Below are 17,004 nucleotides of genomic sequence, written 5' to 3' on the forward strand. Positions count from 1 at the left end.
CCCCGCCGGGGGTGAGGCGTCACCACCCAGGTGGTCAGCACGATCGGCTCATGACATCCGTGGACGTCATCGCCTCGCCGGTCGCCGCCGACGTCGTCCAGGTCGCGCGGGACCTGGGCGTCGACCCGGCCGTCGGGCTCTCCGCCGAGGAGGCACGCTCGCGGCTCGCGTCGCACGGCCCGAACCGGCTGGCCGCCGGCAAGAAGGAGCCGGCCTGGCGCGCCTTCCTGCGTCAGTACCAGGACTTCATGCAGATCATCCTGCTGGCCGCGGCGCTCGTGAACCAGGTCGTCACCGGCGACGCCGGTACGACGGTCGTGCTCGCCGGCCTGACCGTCTTCAACGCCGTGATCGGGCTCCGTCAGGAAGCCAAGGCCGAGGAGAGCGTCAAGGCGCTCTCCCAGATGATGAAGACCATCGCCCGGGTGCGCAGGGACGGGCAGGCGCTGGAGATCGACGCCCAGGAGCTGGTGCCCGGGGACGTCGTGCTGGTGGAGGCCGGGAACCTGGTGCCCGCCGACGCCCGCGTCGCGCTCGCGGCGACCCTCGAGATCGAGGAGGCCGCGCTCACCGGCGAGAGCCTGCCGGTCAGCAAGTCGACCGACCCGGTGCCCGGCGACGACGTACCCCTGGGCGACCGCACCTGCATGGCGTACATGAACACCTCGGTGACCCGCGGCCGCGGCGAGCTGATCGTGACGTCGACGGGGATGGGCACCGAGATCGGCCACATCGCCGACATGCTGGCGAACACGGAGGCCGGCAAGACTCCCCTGCAGAAGCAGCTGGACTCGCTGTCGAAGATCATCGCCTCGATCGCGGCCGTCGCCCTGGTGCTCGTCGTGCTGCTCGGCCTGGCCCGCGGGGAGTCCTTCGACACGCTGTTCGTCACCGGTGTCGCGCTGGCGGTCGCCGCGATCCCGACCGGGCTGCCGGCCGTCGTCACGGCGCTGCTCTCGATGGGCACCCGTGAGATCGCCCGCCGCAACGCGATCGTCAAGCGGCTCCCTGCGGTGGAGACCCTCGGCTCGACATCGGCGATCTGCTCGGACAAGACGGGGACCCTCACCCTCAACAAGATGACCGCGCGCGAGCTGGTGATCCCCGGCCGGAACCGCTACACCGTCTCGGGGGAGGGCTACAGCACCCGCGGCCAGATCAACCACGTCGGCGGCGAGCACTACGACCTCGACCCCTACCTGCTGCCCATGGTGCTGTGCGCGGACGCCGTCCTCGACGGGGAGAGCCTGATCGGCGACCCGACCGAGGGTGCCCTCATCGTGCTCGGCGCCAAGGGCGGTCTCGACATCACCGAGACCCGGGCCGCGCTGCCCCGGGTGGCGGAGGTGCCGTTCGACTCCGACTACAAGTTCATGGCCACGTTCCACGAGATGACCGCGGACGACGGCCGGCCGGTGGTGCGCTGCTACGTCAAGGGCGCGCCCGACGTGCTCATCGCCCGGGCCACCACGCTGCGTGATCCCGACGGCAGCATCGTGCCGATCACCGACGACAACCGGCACCTGGCGCTCGAGGCCAACGACGCCATCGCGAACGCCGGTGAGCGGGTCATGGTCGTCGCGCAGCGCGACTTCGAGCCGGGCACCGTCCAGGCGGGCAGCGACCTGATCGGGCTGGTCCGGCAGCTGACGCTCCTCGCGATGGTCGGCATCGTCGACCCGCCGCGGCCCGAGGCCAGGACGGCGATCGCGGAGTGTCGCGACGCCGGCATCCGGGTCCGGATGATCACCGGCGACCACGCCACCACCGCGGCCGCGATCGCCGGGGAGCTGGGCATCGAGGGCCGGGCCGTCACCGGCACCCAGTTCGCGGCGATGAGCGACGAGCAGCTGCACACCGAGCTCGACGAGATCGGTGTCGTGGCCCGCGTGGCGCCCGAGGACAAGGTGCGGCTGGTCCGGCTGCTCAAGGAGAAGGGGAACGTCGTCGCGATGACGGGGGACGGCGTGAACGACGCGCCGGCCCTCAAGACCGCCGACATCGGCGTCGCGATGGGCATCACCGGCACCGAGGTCTCCAAGGAGGCCGCGGTCATGATCCTCACCGACGACAACTTCGCGACGATCGTCGGGGCCGTGTCGTACGGGCGGACCCTCTACGACAACCTGCTGAAGTACCTCCGCTTCCAGATGTCGACGCTGGTCGCCTACATCGCGATCTTCATCGGCGCGGGCATCATCGGCATCGCGAACGGCGCCCCGCTCAACCCGCTCCAGATCCTCTGGCTGAACATGGTCGTCGACATTCCCCTGGCGATCGCGCTGGGCTTCGACCAGCCGGCCCGGGGCCTGATGTCGCGTCCTCCGCGCCCCGTCGGCGCCCCGGTCCTGTCGCGCAACAACTGGATCCGGCTCTGCGTGCAGGGCGCCGTCATGACCGTCGGCTCGCTGGCGGCGTACCAGATCGGTGACCACGAGGGCAGCCCCGTCCTGGCCGCGACCATGCTGTTGACGACGCTGTCGCTGTTCCATCTCTTCGCCGCGCTGCTGTGCCGCGACCAGACCAACACCGTGTTCGACCGAGAGACGTTCCCGGGCGTGATGCAGCTCCGGCGCTACGGCATCTCGCTGCTCGCGATCGTCGCGATCACCGGCCTCGACTTCCTCGAGCGCATCTTCGACACCACGGGGCTGAGCTTCAACCAGTGGTGCATCGCCGTCGGCATCGCCGCCTCGATCATCCTCGTCGAGGAGCTGATCAAGGTGTTCGTGCGCCGGGCAGAGGTGGTGCCCGCATGAGCGCACTGCCGACGTACGAGGCCGACCAGCTCGCCGGCCTGCTCGCGATCCTGCCCGACGTGGACGCCGTCGAGCTGAAGCTCAGCGTCCCGGACTCCGACCACCGGTCGGCCCTGCGGTCGCTCGGGATCGACTCGCTGGATGCCCAGGTCCGGCAGGTGGCGTTCGTCGAGACACCGGACCTGCGGCTGTTCGGCGCGGGGCTGGTCGTGCGGGCGCGTCGGACCCAGGGCAAGCCCGGTGACACGACCGTGAAGCTGCGGCCGATGCTGCCGGCCGACGTACCGGAGGGGCTGCGGCGGCTGGCCGGCTTCAAGGTCGAGGTGGACGCCTCACCGCAGGGCTACACGTGCTCGTGCTCGCTGACGTCCGAGGTCCCGGACAAGCGTGTGAAGGCCCTGATGGCGGGGGAGCGGGAGCTCGCCGACGTGCTCTCCGACGATCAGCGGGGCGTGCTGCTCGAACGGCTGCCCGACGGGATCGGCCTCGCGGACCTCGTCGTCCTGGGACCGCTGACGCTGCTCAAGGCGAAGTTCGAGCACCCGTCGTACCCCCGGCGCCTGGTCGCCGAGATGTGGTTCCTCCCGGACGGCTCCCGGATCATGGAGCTGTCCGCGAAGTGCAGCCCGCAGGAGGCGTTCCAGGCCGCCGCCGAGACCAAGATCTTCCTGGCCGGGCACGGGCTCGAGCTCGGCGCCCCTCAGGAGATGAAGACCCGATCCGCTCTCGCCGCGCTCGCCGCGGCCCACCAGAAGGAGTAGCGACGTGACCACCTTCACGGTCTGGAAGTTCAACGACCCCGACGGCGCCGCGAACGCCGAGACCGCGCTGCGGAGCGCCCAGACCGACGGCGTGGTGACGATCGTCGACCACGCCGTGATGTCCTGGCCGTCGGGCGCCGACAAGCCCGAGGTGCGCCACCAGCACGACGACTCGAAGCGCGGTGCCGGCTGGGGCGCGCTCTGGGGCATCCTGGGCGGCGCGCTGTTCATGGTCCCGGTCGCCGGCGTCGTCGTCGGCGCGGGCATCGGCGCCCTCGTGAAGGCGACCGACGGCACCGGCATCACGAAGGGCGACCTCGAGCGGATCCGCACCGAGGTCACCGAGGGCACGTCCGCACTCTTCATGGTCACCGAGAACGCGAACCTGGACCGGCTCGGGGAGCGGTTCCACGGTCGCGACGCCACCCTGATCAGCACGAACCTCACCGAGGGCGAGCGCGAGACGCTCCTGGAGACGTTCGGCGGTGGCTGAGGACGCCCCCCGCCGGGACCCGCTCGGGTTGGTCGCCGGCGGGGAGGGCACCATCACCGGCACGGTCGTCTGCGCCGCGGCGATCGCGTACACGGCCGGTCACAGCGACACGATCTGGCAGGTGTCCGCCGCGATCCTCGGCACGGTGTTCGTCTACTGGCTCGCGCACCTGCACGCCGTCACCGTGGGCAGCTCGCTGACCCGGGGACACCATCCGCTGGCGGCGCTCCGCCACGGGCTCCACGAGACGTGGCCGATCCTCGGCGCCTCCGTGGTGCCGCTCGTCGTGCTGCTCGGGAGCAGGCTGTTCGGCGCGGAGATCAAGACTGCGGGTTGGATCGCGCTGCTCGTCTCGATCGCACTCCTCACCCGCTACAGCTGGGTCGCCGGTCGGCGCGGCGGGCTCGACACCTGGGGTTGCGTCGCCAGCGCGGCGGCCGGCTTCGGGCTGGGCCTGGTGGTCGTGCTGCTCAAGGTGGCGCTGCACTGAGTGCTGCCGGCAGGCTGGAGATGGTCGAGCTGCTCGAACGCGGTGACTGTCGACGGCTTGCGGGCTGGCTTGGGTGCGGACCGACAGGCAGCGAAGCGGGTACGGCGGGCTCGGGTCGTTGAGGCTTCCCGGCTTGCGGGCCGCTTGGACTCGCAGCTGGCTGCGGGTCCTGGGTGGTGGCGACCGACACGCACCGACGCGGGTACGGCGCGCGGGTGGTCGCCGTGGCTTCCCGGCTTGCGGGTCCGCGCCGGGAGATCAGTCGTCCCTGCACGGGTGCTCGGGGCGGCGCGATCTGCCGGCTTCCAGGTCCGCGGTAGCTGCTGGGAAATTTCTGCTGAGGAATCTTCGTGGATTGTCCGAATGCTGGTCAAAACAAGGGTTCTGAGGGTCTCAGTGTCGGTGGCCGGTGCTTGAGTTGAACCATGACAGCGATGACCACACCTCGGCACCGGGTGTCGGTCGCGGTCGCGCGGATGCGGGGTGCGGCCGACGCCGTGACGGATGCGTCGGTGTGGTCGATGGATGCCATCGAGACGGCGGGGACGCTGATCGAGCTGACCCGGTTGGAGGCGCAGGTCTGCGAGCTGAAGGCCCGGGTGGCGGCGCACGCCGAGGACATCGGGGTGGGCCGGGAGGTCGGCGCCTCGTCGGCGGCGAACTGGCTGGCCCACGAGACCAGGGCGACCCGGTCGGCCGCGTATGCCGCGGTCCGGTTGGGGCGTGACCTCGAGGGTCACTCGCTGACCCGGGAGGCGTTGGCGGCCGGGCGGGTGTTGGCGGATCAGGCGCGGGTGGTGATCCGGTGGGTCGAGGACCTGCCCTCCACGGTCCCGGCCGGGAAGGTCGCCGCGGCCGAGGCGCACCTGCTGGCCCTCGCCCGGCACCACGACGCCCAGGCGTTGAACCGGCTCGGGAAGCACCTGTTCGAGGTGGTCGCCCCCGAGGAGGCCGACGCCCGCGAAGCCGCGCTCCTGGCCAAGGAGGAGGCCGCCGCCGCCAAGGCCTGCCGGCTCACCGGCTACGACGACGGCCACGGCAAGGCCCACTTCCGGGGCACCCTGCCCAGCTACCACTGGGCCGCACTCCGGAAGATGCTCGGCGCCCTGGCCGCACCCCGACACGTGGCCGCCACCCAAGGGCCCGGGGTGGAGCGGCCGGACACCCCCGAAGCGCTGGGGCGCGCGTTGTGCGAGCTGATCGAGCGGTACCCCGCCGACCAGCTCCCCACCGCCGGCGGCGTCTCGGCCACTGCGGTGGTGCTGATCGACCTCGACGTGCTGCTCGGCCGGCTCGAGAAGGCGTGTGTGTTGGACACCGGGGAGAAGATCTCCCCGGGCATGGCCCGCCGGCTCGCCTGCCAGGCCGGGATCATCCCCGTGGTCCTGGACGGCGACTCCCAGCCCCTCGACGTGGGCCGCAAGCGCCGGCTGTTCACCGAGGCCCAACGGACCGCGATGCTGGTCCGCGACCGCGGCTGCCGCGCCCAGGGCTGCGACCGCGCCACCGGCCTGCACGCCCACCACAAGACCCGCTGGACCGACGGCGGCCACACCGACCTCGCCGACGGCATCTCACTCTGTCCCTGGCACCACGCCCGCGCCCACGACACCAACTACCGGACCACCCACCACCCCAACGGCGACGTCACCTTCCACCGGCGGACGTGACGGCGAGCGCGCTACAGCTCTAGCCCCTCGGCGTGCGACTTCGCCTCGAGATCGGGCAGTCGGACCATGCGGAAGGACGTCACCAGACCGGCCAGGGCGGCGAGCAGCGGCACCAGCAGACCGATCTGCAGGGCGCGCGGCCGCGCGTCGGTGTTGATCCGGACGATCTCGTCCTGCACCGCCGCCGGCTCGCCGGCGAGCTGTTGCTCCAGCTGTGTGTTGCTCATGACCTGGGCGTCGTCCTCGAGCGCCTCGGCGACCTGTGCCTTGTCGTCGGGCGGGAGGACCGTGCTGTCGTTCGCCATCGAGGTGAACGTTGCCGACAGGGCGGCCAGCATGATCGCACCGGCGAACGCCAGGCCGAAGGACAGGCCGAAGGAGCCGGCGGCCGAGTTCACGGCCGCGGCCTCGCTGACCCGCTCCTCCTCGATCGGCGCGAGCGTGTAGTTGTTCAGCTGCGAGACGAGCAGGCCGAGCCCGGACCCGGTAACGACCAGCGCGGGCGCGAGCGCCCAGCCGGAGTCGGCCCGCGGCACCACCACGAGCACGACGGCGATGCCGACGATCAGCAGCGCGAAGCCCAGGCGGACGATCGTCGGGGCCCGCCGGTGCGCGGCCCGGCGGCCGGCCAGCATGGAGACCGCGAACATCGACAGCGAGAGCGGCGCGAGGGAGAGGCCGGCCTCCAGGGCGTTGTACTCCAGGACCATCTGGAGATAGATCGGGAGCGTGATCATCGCGCCGCCGAGGGCGATCTGCTGGAGCATCTGGCTGGAGATGCCGAGCCTGAAGTGCGGCGACTCGAAGAGCACGGGGTCGACCAGTGCGGGGCGGCCGGAGCGCTTGCGGCGCACCAGCCAGTACGCCAGGGAGCCCAGCCCGACGAGCCCGACGGCGATGAGCGCGCCGACGGCCTCGCCGCCCTCCTGCCAGACCAGGATCCCGAGCACCAGGCCGCCCATGCCGAGCACCGAGAGCAACGCTCCCACGAGGTCGATGCGCCGGGGACCGGCGTAGGGCACGTCCTTCACCAGGCCGAGGCCGGACAGGACGACGAGGATGATCAGCGCCTCCATCAGGAAGCCGACCCGCCAGGAGAGCGCGGTCGTGAGGAAGCCGCCGATCAGCGGGCCGACGGCTGCCGCGATCGCCGCAGAGGCGCCGACAAGGGCGTAGACGCGCTTCTGCGCCGCTCCCTCGAAGTTGCCGTGGATCAGCGCCTGCATGCCGGGCAGCAGCAGCGCCGCACCGATGCCGCCGATGACCGCCCAGAACACGATGATCGGCAGGATGCTCTGCGCGAGCGTCATCGCCACCGCGCCGACGCCGTAGGCGCAGAGGCCGAGGGTGTAGGCGAGCTTGCGGCCGATCAAGTCGGCGACCTTGCCGCCGATCAGGATGAACGCCGCCGACACGAGCGCCTCGAGCGCGATCGCGGACTGCACGCCGCTCACCGTCGCGTCGATGTCCTGGACGACTGCCGAGATCGACACGTTCATCAGGGACGTGTCGACGACGAGCACGAACATCGCCATGGCGAGCAGGATCGCCAGACGGCGGTTGAAGACAGGCTCCACGGCCCGACGGTACGGGCCCCCCGGCCCCGGCCGTCTCGGACGAAACGGGTGAACCTAGGGCACGTACTCCTGCAGCAGGCCGGCCTGGTTCACCGGGCGGTCGTCCGACGTGAGCGTCATCGAGCCGATCGAGATGCTCGGGCCGCCTTGCCACTCGGTGCCCGCGCGGGTCCGCAGCCCGGTCGTCTGCCAGAGCTTCGCACCGGCCTCGGTGCCGGGCAGCTGGCGGACGTCGAGGTCGATCCGGTCGTCGTACACGCGGGCGAGCATGTACGTCGCCTGGCCGCGGTAGAGCAGGCCGCCGGTCGACACCTGGGTGAGGCCGTCAGCCTGGCGCATCGTGGTCGCGTGCACCTCGCCGTTGATGTAGAGGTCGACGCCGTACCGGGCCATCGTGCGCCACAGCGGCGAGTCCTCGCCGCCCTCGATGTGCCCGCCGGAGGAGGACACCTCGCGGACCGGGTAGAGCACCGGGTTGTGGCCCTGCACGATCACCCACGGGACGTGCTGCTCGCGCGCCCTCTCCAAGGTGTGGCGAAGCCACGCGAGCTGACCGCCGGTCACCTCGAGGTGCACGTTGCCGTCGCGGCGGTGGAACTCGTCGAGCGAGACCAGCAGGACGTCGGGGGAGAGGTGGGTGGCGTACGACGTGTGCGCGAACGACGTGCGGAAGGGCCGGTCGGAGTAGCGCGGCTCGCCCGACGGCTTCCGGGTCAGGTACTTCGCGAACATCCGCTTGAACAGCGCGACGTGGTGGCGCTTGAACGACGTCCAGGGGCTGGTGTCGTCCCACGGGTTGTCGCCGATGTCGTGGTCGCCGAGCGCGGCGTGCACCGTCAGCCCGCGCTCCTCGAACCGCTTCACGTAGGCCGCGTAGTAGAAGCGCGCGGCACGCCGTACGGCGGCGGCACGCTCGGCGTCGGTGTCGACGGGCCCGAAGAGGCCCGTGTCGCCGTAGTCGCGGCCCCAGCGGCCCTCGACCAGGTCACCGGCGACGAGCACCGAGCCGGGATGGGTGGCGGCGATGTCGTCGAGGAAGGCGTCGATGTAGTGCTGGAGCTGGCGCGTCCAGGAGTTGGGGTCACCGGGCTTCCACGTGGGCAGCTTCCGGACGTCCCCCACGTCCTGGTTGAGGAAGTCCGGGGCGGCCACGAACTCGTAGTTCGGTGTCATGTCCGCGCCGGCCGGCGGGTTCCACGCGTGCACGACGTCGGGCCGGGGATCCTCCCGGGCCGTCGTCGAGAGCGGGTCCCGTGCCAGGCAGCCGGCTGCGGCCAGGGAGAGGCACAGCACGGCCACCGACGCCTGCCATCCACGCAGGCGTCGTGGCGGTGGTGGCGGTCGAGAGGGGATGGGGAAGCCTCCGGGCGTCAGCGGCGGTGCTCGTCCATCCACGCCTCGACCTCGGCCGAGGTGCGCGGAAGAGCGCTGGAGAGGTTGTCGTACCCACTCGCGGTCACGAGGATGTCGTCCTCGATGCGGATGCCGATCCCGCGCAGCTCCTCCGGGACGAGCAGGTCGTCCTCCTGGAAGTAGAGCCCGGGCTCGACGGTCAGCACCATGCCCTCGGCCAGGGTTCCCTCGGCGTACGCCGCGGGCGCGGCCTGGCCGCAGTCGTGCACGTCCATGCCGAGCATGTGGCTGGTGCCGTGCAGGGTCCAGCGGGCGTACACGCGGCTGTCCGGGTCGAGCGCCTCCTCGGCGGACACCGGCAGCAGCTTCATGTCCGCCAGCGCGTGGGCGAGCACCTCCATCGCCGCGTTGTGCGCGACCTTGAACGGCTCACCCGGGCGGATCGCCTCGATGCCGGCCTGCTGGGCGGCGTGGACGAGGTCGTAGAGCTCGCACTGCAGGCTGGTGAAACGCCCGTCCACGGGCAGCGTCCGCGTGACGTCGGCGGTGTAGAGCGAGCGGTTCTCGACGCCCATGTCGAGCAGCACCAGCGTGCCGGGCGTGATCGGGCCGGTGTTGTCGATCCAGTGCAGCGTGGTCGCGTGGGAGCCGCCGCCGACGATCGAGTCGTAGCCGATGTCGTTGCCCATCGCGCGGGCGCGGCGGAAGAAGGTGCCCTCGATCCAGCGCTCGCCGTACCTCAGCACCTCGTCCCACTCGCGGACCGAGTCCTCGAAGCCGAGCGTGGTGATGTCGCAGGCCTCCTGGAGCTGCTCGACCTCCCAGGCGTCCTTGACGAGCCGGAGCTCGGACGCGACCCGGGCCAGGTCGTCGTCGGTGGTGATGTCGCGGGTCTTGCGGTCGTCGTCGAACGACGGGAGGTCCTCGATGTGGCGGACCTCGAGCCCGAGCGCGTCGGACATCTCCTTCAGCGACGGGCGGCGGCCCACCCACAGCTCGCCGTACTGTCGGTCGCGGAAGAACTCGTCGGTGTCGCGCGACGAGCGCGGCCGGGCGTACAGGACCGACTCCCCGTCGTCCACGACCAGCACCGCGTCGCTGGTCTGGTTGCCCGAGAAGTAGGTGTGGGCGGTGTCGGGGCGGAACCGGTAGTCGGTGTCGTACGAGCGCACCTTGAAGGTGCCGGCCGGCAGCACCAGGCGGTCGCCCGGGAACGTCGCGGCCAGCTTCGAGCGGCGCTCCGCGGCACGGGCCGCGACCGGCTCCACGGCCAGGTCGAGCTCGCGGTCTCCCCAGCCCTCCCGCATGAACGCGGCGTACGCGGCGGGTACGGCGGGGTCGTGGGACTCTGTCCTGGGCTCGACGGTCTCCGGCGTGCTCTGCTCGCTCACGGCGCCATCGTACGCCGGGGCCGGAGGGGCCCGGACACCCACCGATAGGCTGCGCGGCATGCGAGGAGCCCGCCGCGAGAGCGTTGCCTTCACGGTCGTCGTGACCGTGCTGGTGGCCCTCGGGGCTCTCGCGATGCTGGCCGTCCTGGCGCTCTCGGGCGCACCGCGGACACTGCTGCTGGCCACCGTGCTCGCCGCCGTACCGGTGGGCCCGCTGGTGGGCTGCTACCTGTGGCTGGACCGCTACGAGCCCGAGCCGCGCACGCTGCTCGCCGCCGGGCTGCTGTGGGGCTGCTTCGTGGCGACGGCGGTCGCGCTGCTGGTGCAGGGCGTGGGCGGGTTCGTCGTCACGTTCACCGACCGGCAGAGCCTCGAGGTGGTCGCCCCGCTCTCGGAGGAGGCGAGCAAGGGGCTCTTCCTCTTCCTCCTGCTCTGGTGGCGGCGGGGTGAGCTGGACGGCGTCCTCGACGGCATCGTGTACGCCGGCATGGTCGGCATCGGATTCGCCTTCACCGAGAACATCCTCTACCTGGCCGCCGCCTACAACGGCACTGACGGCTCCGGGCCCGGCGGGACGGACGCGCTCACGACCACGTTCGTCGTCCGCTGCCTCGTCAGCCCGTTCGCGCACCCCCTCTTCACGACCTTCACCGGCATCGGCGTCGGTCTCGCGGTCAACGCCCGCAGCGGCACCGCGCGTTTCCTGTGGCCGGTCCTGGGCTACGGGTGCGCCGTGGCAGCGCACGCGATCTGGAACACCTCGACCGTCTACGGCTTCGACAACTTCGCGGTCCTGTACGTCGTGCTGATGGCACCCGCGTTCCTGGCGGTGCTGGGGCTCGCGATCTGGTCCCGCAGCTCCGAGCGCCGGATGCTCGCCGCCGCGCTCGCGGATGCGGCCCGGCGCGGGCTGATCCCGGCCACCGACATCGGCTGGGTCGTGGACCTCGGCGCCCGGCGTACGGCGCGGGCCTACGCACGCCGTTCCGGGGGGAGGCCAGCGGAGCGCGCCATGCAGGAGTACCAGCAGGCGGCCATCGAGCTCGGGTTCTTGCACTACCGTCTTCTGCGGGGGACACCTCCGCCCGACTACGTGGCGCGTGGCCAGCGGTTCCTGCAGAGGATCGACCGGCTGCGCCCCTCGATCGCTTTCCCCGGACAGGTGGTACCCACTCGATGAGCGTGTCTCGCGACCAGAACACCCGGATGCTCACCGCCCTGGTGCAGCTTCGTGGTGCGCTGCAGGCCGCCCGGCTCCCGCTCGAGCTCCCCGGCGTCGTCGAGCTGCGCGCCGCGCGGCAGCAGATGATCGACCAGCTCGAGGACTACGCCATCCCGCGGCAGATGAGCGTGGACGCGCCCCTGCTCGTCGTGGTCGGCGGCTCGACCGGCGCCGGCAAGTCCACGCTGGTGAACTCCCTCGTCGGGCGCCGGGTCACCGCCTCCGGCCTGCTCCGCCCGACCACGCGGTCGCCGGTGCTGGTGCACCACCCGGACGAGGCGCACTGGTTCGGCCAGGACCGGCTGCTGCCCGACCTGGTCCGCGTCCAGCACAGCACCGACGACCCGCACTCGCTGCAGCTGGTGGCGGCGGACACGGTGCCCGCGGGGCTCGCGGTGCTGGACGCTCCGGACGTCGACTCGGTGGAGGAGCACAACCGGGTGCTGGCGGGGCAGCTGCTGGCCGCGGCCGACCTGTGGCTGTTCGTGACCTCGGCGGCGCGCTACTCCGACCAGGTGCCGTGGCAGCACCTCAAGCAGGCCGCCGAGCGGTCGACCGCCGTCGCCCTCGTGCTCGACCGGACCCCGGCCGACGCGGTCCAGACCGTGGCCGCGCACCTGGCGCGGATGATGGCCAGCCGCGGCCTCAAGGACTCACCGCTGTTCACCGTCAACGAGGCACCGGTCTCCGACGACGGCCTGCTCCCGCCGGCCGAGGTCGCCGACATCCGCGCCTGGCTGGTCGCCCTCGCGGCCGACACGGATGCCCGGGAGGGCGTGGTCCGGCGGACCCTGGACGGCAGCGTCCGCACGCTGGCGCGCCAGTCGCACACGATCGCGGACGCGGTCGAGGCCCAGCTCGGGGCTGCGGACGAGCTGAGGGCCGCCGCCGACGCGGCGTACGACGACGCCTCCGCGTCACTGGCGGCCGAGGCCACCGACGGCACCCTGCTGCGCGGCGAGGTGCTCGCCCGCTGGCAGGACCTGGTCGGCACCGGCGAGCTGCTCCGCTCCCTGGACCAGCGGGTCGGACGCCTGCGCGACAGGGTCGTCAACGCCGTGAAGGGCACCCCCCAGGCTGCCGACCGGGTCGCCCACGCGATCGAGGCCGGCGCCGAGTCGCTGGTGCTCGACCACGCCGAGTCCGCCGCCGAGCGCGTGCACGCCGAGTGGGCCGGGTCCGACGCCGGACGGGGGTTGCTGGCGCCCGGCCTCGAGCGGGCCACCGAGGACCTCCGCCGCCGGGCGGAGGCCGAGATCCGCGGCTGGCAGCAGGAGGTCGTGGAGCTGGTGCGCTCGGAGGCGTCCGAGAAGAGGGCGAGCGCGACGTTCCTCGCCTACGGTGCGCAGGGCCTCGGCACGGCGCTGATGGTCCTGGCGCTCACGAGCTCGGCCGAGGGCCGGGCGGCGGAGGCGGCCCGGCCGGGCCGCACGCTGCTGGACGCCGTGCTCGGTGCCGAGGCCGTGGCGGATCTCGTCGAGCGAGCGGCGGCCTCGCTCGACCGCCGGATGGCCGGACTGCTGGTCGAGGACCGTCGGCGCTTCCACGGCGTGCTCGCGGGGCTCGACCTGCCGACGGACGGCGCCGAGCCCCTGCGGGCCGCGTCCAGGCGGGTCGACGACCGGCGGTTCGAGCAGGCCCGTGGCGGAGCCGACACGGCGATCCACGACGTGAACCCCTAGTCTGGGGACAGCAACACCGCCGCCGAGGGAGAACATGACGTCCACGCTCGAGGGGGCCAGGCAACTGGTGACCCGCGGTACCGACCTCGGTGCCCGCATCGAGGGCCTCGACGACGCCACCCAGGCTGCGCGCGGCCGCCTCGACGACGACCTCGTCGGCGAGGCCCAGGAGGTCATCGACCGCGCCGCCGGACGGCTCCGGCTCTCCGCGCGGCACACGGTGGTCGCGATCGCCGGCGCGACCGGCTCCGGCAAGTCCTCGACGTTCAACGCACTGACCGGCCTCGAGCTGTCCGCGGTCGGCGTCCGCCGGCCGACGACGTCGTGGGCGTCCGCGTGCGTCTGGGGCACCGACGGCGCCGACGAGCTGCTCGAGTGGCTCGGCATCCCGCCCCGGCACCAGACCACCCGCGACTCGATGCTCGACTCGGGCCGGCGCAACGCGCAGTCCGACCTGGACGGGGTCGTGCTCCTCGACCTGCCGGACCACGACTCGACCGAGGTCGCCCACCACCTCGAGGTGGACCGGCTGGTCGCCCTCGCGGACCTGCTGGTGTGGGTGCTGGACCCGCAGAAGTACGCCGACGCGGCGATCCACGACCGCTACCTGGCGCCCTCCGCGGGTCACCAGGACGTGATGGTCGTCGTGCTCAACCACATCGACACCGTGCCCGAGGAGCGGCGCCAGTCGATGCTCGACGACATCCGCCGGCTGCTCGACGCGGACGGTCTCGACCGGGTGCCGGTGCTCGCCGTGAGCGCCCGTCAGGGCACCGGCATCGACGAGCTGCGCGCCGAGATCGCCCGGCGCGCCGCCGACAAGCAGGCGACCAGCGCCCGGATCGACGCCGACGTGCGTGCCGTGGCGGCCCGGCTCGCCGAGGAGTCCGGCAGTGCACCGACCCGCGCGCTGTCCGAGGGACGCGTGGCGGCTCTCGACGAGGCGTTCGCGGAGGCGGCGGGCGTACCGGTCGTCGTGGACGCGGTCGAGCGAGCGACCCGTGCGAAGGTCGGCCGGGCCACGGGCTGGCCGATCGTCGGCTGGCTCGGCGGCATCAGGCCGGACCCGTCCCGCAGGCTCGACCTCGACCTGGGGGACGACGCCCGCCAGCTGAGCGGTCGCGCGCGCTCCGCCGTACCGGAGGCGACCCAGGTGCAGCGCGCCCGCGTCGACACCGAGGTCCGCGCGCTCGCCGACGAGGTGTCCGCCGGCCTGAACCGACCGTGGGTCGACGCGGTCCACCGGGCGTCGGTCTCCCGGCTCGACGAGCTCGGTGACCGGCTCGACGCGGCGCTCGCGGCGACCGAGGTCGGCGCCAGCCGGACGCCGGCCTGGGCGTGGCTGGTGCGCGTCGTGCAGTGGCTGCTGCTCGCGGCGGCCGTCGTGGGGCTGGTGTGGACCGGGGGTCTCCTCGGCACCGGGAAGCTCTCCGATCCCGACACGCCGCAGGTGGCCGGTGTCGCGCTCGCGCTGGTGCTGCTGGTCGGCGGGCTGGTGCTCGGCATCCTGCTCGGCCTCGTCTGCCGTCTGGGAGCAGCGGGGGTCGGCCGCAGGCGCGGCGAGCTCGCCGACCAGCGGCTGCGCACGGCGGTCTCCGAGGTGTCGCGCGAGCTCGTGGTCGTCCCGGTGGACGCGGAGCTGACGGCGTACACCTCGGTGCGGTCGGCACTCGACCGCGTGCTCGGGTAGCCCCCTTCCTCTCCACCGCGTCACTCCCGCCCGGGTTCTCCCCAGGTCGCTCCGGGGCTCCTCGAACCTGTCGGCTCTCCCGCCGAGCCTCGGACCACACCCCGAACCGAGGCAAGGAGACCCGATGAACGACAGCACCATCACCGTGCGCGGCTGGATCGGTGGCGACGTGGACCTGCGCAAGGCCGGCGAGGTGCCGGTCGCGAGCTTCCGGCTCGCCTGCACGCCGCGGCGGTTCAACCCCCGCACCGAGACCTGGTCCGAGAGCGGCACCCAGTGGTACACCGTGACCTGCTGGCGCGGCCTGGGACAGAACGCCGCCCACTCGCTGCGGCGCGGCGACCCGGTCGTGGTCCACGGCCGGCTGGAGCTGCGCACCTACGTCAACGGCAACAACGTCGAGGTGGAGGCGCTGGAGATCGAGGCCTCCGCCGTCGGTCACGACCTGAGCCGGGGCACCAGCCAGTTCACCCGGACGCCGAAGCAGCAGCCGGAGCCGACCGAGCCGACCGAGCAGCCCGGCCAGCCCGATCGGCCGGTGGCCGAGACGCCGGCCGCGTGAGCGTCAGCTGCCCCAGTCCTGCTGCCAGCTCCGCGCCTCGACGACCGCGCGGAGCTCGGCGAGCGTCATCGGCGGGTGGTCGGTGTCGGTGGAGGAGCCGCGACCCCACTTCGCGTCGGAGCTGTTGGACGCGGCCGCGTACACAACGCCGCCGTCCGGGGTGAGGTGGGTCGCCTCGACCACGACGACCCCGCTGGTGGCGGTGCGCGACTCCCGGCCGACCACGTCGCCCGCCGCGTTGCGCACCTCGGTGCACGAGTCGGGCGCCGAGAGGTTGCCGGGGCAGGTGGTGAGGTCGGTGACGAACGCGCCGCCGTCGTCCGCGGGCGGGTAGAGGACGACGTTCACGCCGCCCGCGTCCCCGTCGTCGTCGGTCACGTCGACCTGGAGCCAGCCGTCGTCGACCGCCGACATCGTCATGCTGATCGACAGCCGGTCGGGCAGCAGGAAGCCCAGCCGGTGGTCCATCTCGAGGCCCGGCATGTCCCACCACCCGGGCGCCGGCTCGTCGACGTCGGGCGGCGGGAGCGCCCGCCCCTCGTGCGCGACCTGGCCCCCCGTCGAGGTGCCGACCGCCAGCAGCGGCACGGCGAGCGCCGCCACCGCGGCGCCGGCGGCGAGGCCACCGAGGACGACGCCGGTGCGCCGGCGCCGGCGCACCGCCCGGCCGCGCCGGACCGAGGCGTCGTGCAGGCGCGTGGTCGGGACGTCGAGGTCGGCGACCGCCCGGCCGAGGAGGGCGTGCAGCTCGGCGGCGGTGGTGTCGGTGTCCAGATCGGTCATCGGGTGCTCCCGTTCGTCTGCGGCTCGGTGAGCAGACCGCGCAGCGCCCGGAGCGCGCGCAGGCTGCGGTTCTTGACGGCCGCCTCGCTGAGATCCAGCTCGGCGGCCGTGTCGGCAACGCTGTGGTCCTCCCAGAAGCGCAGCACGACCACGGCCCGGTCCAGCGGCGCCAGCTCCGCGAGAGCCGACAGCAGCGCGAGCCGTTCGGCCGGGTCGGTGTCCGTGGTCACCCGGTCGGGCAGGTCGGCGGTCGGCAGCTCGGTCGAGCTGCGCCGCCGCCGGTCGGAGAGGAACGACTTGACCAGCACCCCGTGCACGTAGGCGACCGGGTCGTCGGCGGAGCGGACCCGCCACCAGGCGGCGTACGCCTTGGCCAGGGCGGTCTGCACCAGGTCCTCCGCGGCGTGCGAGGAGGTGGTCAGGAGATAGGCGCTCCGGTACAGCTGGGGTGAGCGCGCGGCGACGAACTCCGCGAACTCAGTGTCCAGGTGCCTCGATCGGCCCACGGGCCCTCCGTCCCTCGCGTCGCGCCTCCGCCGTGGAGGCCGTCACCCCTACAGACGCCGACCGG

General features: G+C 72.6%; 14 protein-coding genes. 9 read left to right on the forward strand and 5 right to left on the reverse strand.

The window, feature by feature from the left end:
* The first annotated feature begins 50 nt into the window (after positions 1-50).
* The 5 genes from ACVW2K_RS09855 to ACVW2K_RS09875 all read left to right on the forward strand — a co-directional run bounded on the left by ACVW2K_RS09855 (position 51) and on the right by ACVW2K_RS09875 (position 6,173).
* Complete coding sequence (locus tag ACVW2K_RS09855; RefSeq protein ID WP_028637236.1) at positions 51-2,759, forward strand: cation-translocating P-type ATPase; 2,709 nt, start codon at positions 51-53, stop codon at positions 2,757-2,759.
* Positions 2,756-3,520 (forward strand): hypothetical protein, encoded by a 765-nt coding sequence (locus ACVW2K_RS09860; RefSeq protein WP_051549135.1) that lies wholly within the window; start codon positions 2,756-2,758, stop codon positions 3,518-3,520. Before ACVW2K_RS09855 ends, ACVW2K_RS09860 begins: the two co-directional genes overlap by 4 nt.
* A gap of 4 nt (positions 3,521-3,524) precedes the next feature.
* Positions 3,525-4,013 carry a DUF1269 domain-containing protein gene (locus ACVW2K_RS09865; protein WP_457202374.1) on the forward strand — a complete coding sequence of 163 codons (489 nt, stop codon included), beginning with the start codon at positions 3,525-3,527 and terminating at the stop codon, positions 4,011-4,013.
* Positions 4,006-4,503 (forward strand): hypothetical protein, encoded by a 498-nt coding sequence (locus ACVW2K_RS09870; protein WP_051549134.1) that lies wholly within the window; start codon positions 4,006-4,008, stop codon positions 4,501-4,503. Before ACVW2K_RS09865 ends, ACVW2K_RS09870 begins: the two co-directional genes overlap by 8 nt.
* Positions 4,504-4,937: 434 nt before the next feature.
* The gene (locus tag ACVW2K_RS09875; RefSeq protein WP_457202375.1) at positions 4,938-6,173 is read left to right on the forward strand and encodes a DUF222 domain-containing protein; all 1,236 of its coding nucleotides are present in this window, start codon (positions 4,938-4,940) and stop codon (positions 6,171-6,173) included.
* 11 nt (positions 6,174-6,184) lie between these two features.
* Here the strand turns inward: ACVW2K_RS09875 and ACVW2K_RS09880 are convergent, their stop codons facing one another.
* The 3 genes from ACVW2K_RS09880 to ACVW2K_RS09890 form a co-directional block, all read right to left on the reverse strand.
* Positions 6,185-7,750 (reverse strand): MFS transporter, encoded by a 1,566-nt coding sequence (locus tag ACVW2K_RS09880; RefSeq protein ID WP_457202376.1) that lies wholly within the window; start codon positions 7,748-7,750, stop codon positions 6,185-6,187.
* A gap of 54 nt (positions 7,751-7,804) precedes the next feature.
* A complete protein-coding gene (locus ACVW2K_RS09885; RefSeq protein WP_457202377.1) occupies positions 7,805-9,043 on the reverse strand; it encodes a metallophosphoesterase family protein in 1,239 nt (412 codons plus the stop codon).
* A gap of 77 nt (positions 9,044-9,120) precedes the next feature.
* Positions 9,121-10,494 (reverse strand): aminopeptidase P family protein, encoded by a 1,374-nt coding sequence (locus ACVW2K_RS09890; RefSeq protein ID WP_457202378.1) that lies wholly within the window; start codon positions 10,492-10,494, stop codon positions 9,121-9,123.
* Between the two features lie 58 nt (positions 10,495-10,552).
* Here ACVW2K_RS09890 and ACVW2K_RS09895 point away from each other — a divergent pair, with 58 nt between their 5' ends.
* From ACVW2K_RS09895 to ACVW2K_RS09910, 4 genes are all read left to right on the forward strand, one after another.
* A complete protein-coding gene (locus tag ACVW2K_RS09895; RefSeq protein WP_457202379.1) occupies positions 10,553-11,674 on the forward strand; it encodes a PrsW family intramembrane metalloprotease in 1,122 nt (373 codons plus the stop codon).
* A complete protein-coding gene (locus tag ACVW2K_RS09900; RefSeq protein ID WP_457202380.1) occupies positions 11,671-13,398 on the forward strand; it encodes a dynamin family protein in 1,728 nt (575 codons plus the stop codon). Before ACVW2K_RS09895 ends, ACVW2K_RS09900 begins: the two co-directional genes overlap by 4 nt.
* 34 nt (positions 13,399-13,432) lie before the next feature.
* Positions 13,433-15,088 carry a GTPase gene (locus ACVW2K_RS09905; RefSeq protein ID WP_051549132.1) on the forward strand — a complete coding sequence of 552 codons (1,656 nt, stop codon included), beginning with the start codon at positions 13,433-13,435 and terminating at the stop codon, positions 15,086-15,088.
* Between the two features lie 124 nt (positions 15,089-15,212).
* Positions 15,213-15,650, forward strand: coding sequence for a single-stranded DNA-binding protein (locus ACVW2K_RS09910; RefSeq protein ID WP_457202381.1), 438 nt, complete (start codon positions 15,213-15,215; stop codon positions 15,648-15,650).
* A gap of 3 nt (positions 15,651-15,653) precedes the next feature.
* Here the strand turns inward: ACVW2K_RS09910 and ACVW2K_RS09915 are convergent, their stop codons facing one another.
* Together ACVW2K_RS09915 and ACVW2K_RS09920 are read right to left on the reverse strand one after the other, a co-directional pair.
* The gene (locus ACVW2K_RS09915; protein WP_457202382.1) at positions 15,654-16,433 is read right to left on the reverse strand and encodes a hypothetical protein; all 780 of its coding nucleotides are present in this window, start codon (positions 16,431-16,433) and stop codon (positions 15,654-15,656) included.
* Positions 16,430-16,939, reverse strand: a complete 510-nt coding sequence (locus ACVW2K_RS09920; RefSeq protein WP_457202383.1) for a SigE family RNA polymerase sigma factor — start codon at positions 16,937-16,939, stop codon at positions 16,430-16,432. Before ACVW2K_RS09920 ends, ACVW2K_RS09915 begins: the two co-directional genes overlap by 4 nt.
* Positions 16,940-17,004 lie beyond the last annotated feature (65 nt).

It is taken from the genome of Nocardioides sp. HB32 (assembly GCF_054058995.1).

Bases quoted from the DNA above. Each gene is read 5' to 3' on its own strand.
- ACVW2K_RS09895 (WP_457202379.1), top strand. From the start codon at position 10,553: ATGCGAGGAGCCCGCCGCGAGAGCGTTGCCTTCACGGTCGTCGTGACC.
- ACVW2K_RS09855 (WP_028637236.1), top strand. From the start codon at position 51: ATGACATCCGTGGACGTCATCGCCTCGCCGGTCGCCGCCGACGTCGTC.
- ACVW2K_RS09905 (WP_051549132.1), top strand. From the start codon at position 13,433: ATGACGTCCACGCTCGAGGGGGCCAGGCAACTGGTGACCCGCGGTACC.
- ACVW2K_RS09900 (WP_457202380.1), top strand. From the start codon at position 11,671: ATGAGCGTGTCTCGCGACCAGAACACCCGGATGCTCACCGCCCTGGTG.
- ACVW2K_RS09910 (WP_457202381.1), top strand. From the start codon at position 15,213: ATGAACGACAGCACCATCACCGTGCGCGGCTGGATCGGTGGCGACGTG.
- ACVW2K_RS09915 (WP_457202382.1), bottom strand. From the start codon at position 16,433: ATGACCGATCTGGACACCGACACCACCGCCGCCGAGCTGCACGCCCTC.
- ACVW2K_RS09875 (WP_457202375.1), top strand. From the start codon at position 4,938: ATGACCACACCTCGGCACCGGGTGTCGGTCGCGGTCGCGCGGATGCGG.
- ACVW2K_RS09860 (WP_051549135.1), top strand. From the start codon at position 2,756: ATGAGCGCACTGCCGACGTACGAGGCCGACCAGCTCGCCGGCCTGCTC.